Below are 2,090 nucleotides of genomic sequence, written 5' to 3'. Positions count from 1 at the left end.
CGCCGCGACACCCGGCTGCGACTCCACACCCGCCATCGGCCGCTCGCCAAGCACCTTGCTCTTGGAGACGAAGTCGTCCGCGGAGATCTCGCCGCGGATCTGGCCATCGGGATAGTAGAGGCCGTCGTTCAGGGTGAGCAACCGGTAGGCATCGTGATACGGCGTCCCGGGCAAGGGGTTGCCATCGCCATAGGCCTCGCGGCGGGAGTGACAGCCGGCGCATTGCTCGATCCAGCCTTGCGTACCGGCTTGTGCCTCCATCGTCAGGCCATAACCCGGATTTTGCTTTGCGTCGTCTTTGGCGTGGGTTCTCATCCACTCGACATGGTCTGAGCCCGGTCCGTGGCACGCCTCGCAACCGACGCCAATCTCGGCTTGAGTCGAATGATAGCTCGCGGTTGCCGGGTCGTAGTTCTTTTCAAACCCCGTCGCGTGGCATTCGGCGCAACGCGCGTTCCAGTTCTTGTAAGGCCCGGTCCAATGCAGGCCGTCCTCGGGCTGCAAAATCTGGTCGGGATAGAGATGGAACCATTCTTTCTTTTCGGTGTCCCAGACGATATCGAAGCTTTGCAAACGGCCGGGCTCCGTCTCGAAAAGATATTGCTGCAGCGGTTCGATGCCGACGACCGAGTGCACATCGCGCTGCGTCGTCGTGCCATCGGCTTCCGTCACCAGCGCATGATAGCCCGCATCGTCCTGCGAAAAGACGACGGACATGCCCGTCCCCTCAAACCTAGTGCCGTCGAACTCGGCGCGGATATTGTCAGCAGTCGCGGCCGTCCACGCGCGTTCATGATCGGAACCGATCCAGCCGCGCGTTTCATAATCATGGCAGATGGCACATTGCTCGGATCCGACGTAATGCGCTTGTTCTTGAGCAAAGGCGGGAGACGTCAGAAGAAAAAGACAAAGAGCTGCAAAATGTTTCAAGTGAGTTTCCTTGCGAAACCCGTCCGCCGGAAAAGAAAGCCGCCGCGGCCTTCGCGCCGCGGCGCAGTTGGGTTACTTCGTCGTTTCCGGGAAGATCGTTGACCAGTCGTTTTTCATACTGATCACGGTCCAGTCGCTGGCATCCGCCTGGTCGAGGGTGGATTGCGACATGTGACCGAAGGGAGAATCTGGCAGGCCGCCTGCTGGGCCATAGGCATATTCGCGGGTGCCGTCATCGTGATAGACCAGCATCATCAAGGTCGCCGCAGGGCCTGCTGCTGTCCATTCCAGCATCTGGCGGTCACCATCGGAATTGCCGAAGGCGGCAACCGGGCGCTTGCCGATCATGGCGTTGATGCCGACGGGCTTGCCGTCCTTGTCATCGTCGAAGGCGAGCTTGGCCTCTCTTGTCAGCTGCGGCTTGCCATCGATAATCTCGAATTTCGTCTTGACCGACGAGCCGACGACCTGCTGCGGGGGAATGCCGTAGACTTCCTCGGTAATGACGCGCATGAACTCGATGCCGCCGCCCGACACGATATAGGTCTGAAACCCGTTGTCGCGGAAATAGTCCAGCACTTCCAGCATCGGCTGATAGGCGAGCTCGGTATAGGGGCGGTCGAAACGCGGATGCTTGGCCGTCTTGAACCAGTCGGCAACGATAACCTCGAAGTCAGCCGTGCTCATGCCGGTATGGGTCGCCATGACCAGTTGGGCCACCCCTTTCTCGCCGCTTGCTGCCAGACCCTTCATGTCGCCGGCAAGCGCGGATTTGAACGGCTCGGTCGTCTTCCATTCGGGGTGGTCGGGCGCCAGCGCCTTGACGCGATCCAGCGCGAAGGCGAGCTGGGTATACATCGGGTGCTCGGTCCACAGCGTTCCGTCATTGTCGAACACGGCGATCCGGTCGGCCGGCACGACATAGTTCGGGTCGCCTTCGTCCGTCGCGCTTGCAACGAAATCAAGAATGGCCTGTTTTGTGTCGCCGTCATTCCAGGAGGCAAGCGGGGCAGCTTCCCCAGCCTCGGCGATTGCCGCCATGGCCAATGCAAAAACGGGCGCAATCAGTGCGGCGCGGATATGTCTGTTCATCGTCATTGCTTGTCTCCTCGGTTCTCGTTCAACCGAAAAGGGCGGACTTGCAGCCGCCCTTCTCATTC

2 protein-coding genes are annotated in these 2,090 nt (G+C 60.3%); both read right to left on the bottom strand.

Features of this window, described 5'->3' with window-relative positions:
* Positions 1–930 (bottom strand): multiheme c-type cytochrome (locus tag AC5DC2_RS23430; RefSeq protein WP_491700222.1); only part of this gene is annotated, 930 nt, incomplete at its 3' end.
* Between the two features lie 72 nt (positions 931–1,002).
* Positions 1,003–2,028 carry an HAD family hydrolase gene (locus AC5DC2_RS23425; RefSeq protein ID WP_491700221.1) on the bottom strand — a complete coding sequence of 342 codons (1,026 nt, stop codon included), beginning with the start codon at positions 2,026–2,028 and terminating at the stop codon, positions 1,003–1,005.
* Between the last annotated feature and the right edge of the window lie 62 nt (positions 2,029–2,090).

This window comes from Martelella sp. (genome assembly GCF_984369615.1).
This window is presented reverse-complemented; position numbering and strand designations above follow the sequence as displayed.

What these genes read in the sequence shown, in the direction of transcription:
- AC5DC2_RS23425 (WP_491700221.1), bottom strand. Translation starts at nt 2,028, where the DNA reads ATGACGATGAACAGACATATCCGCGCCGCACTGATTGCGCCCGTTTTT.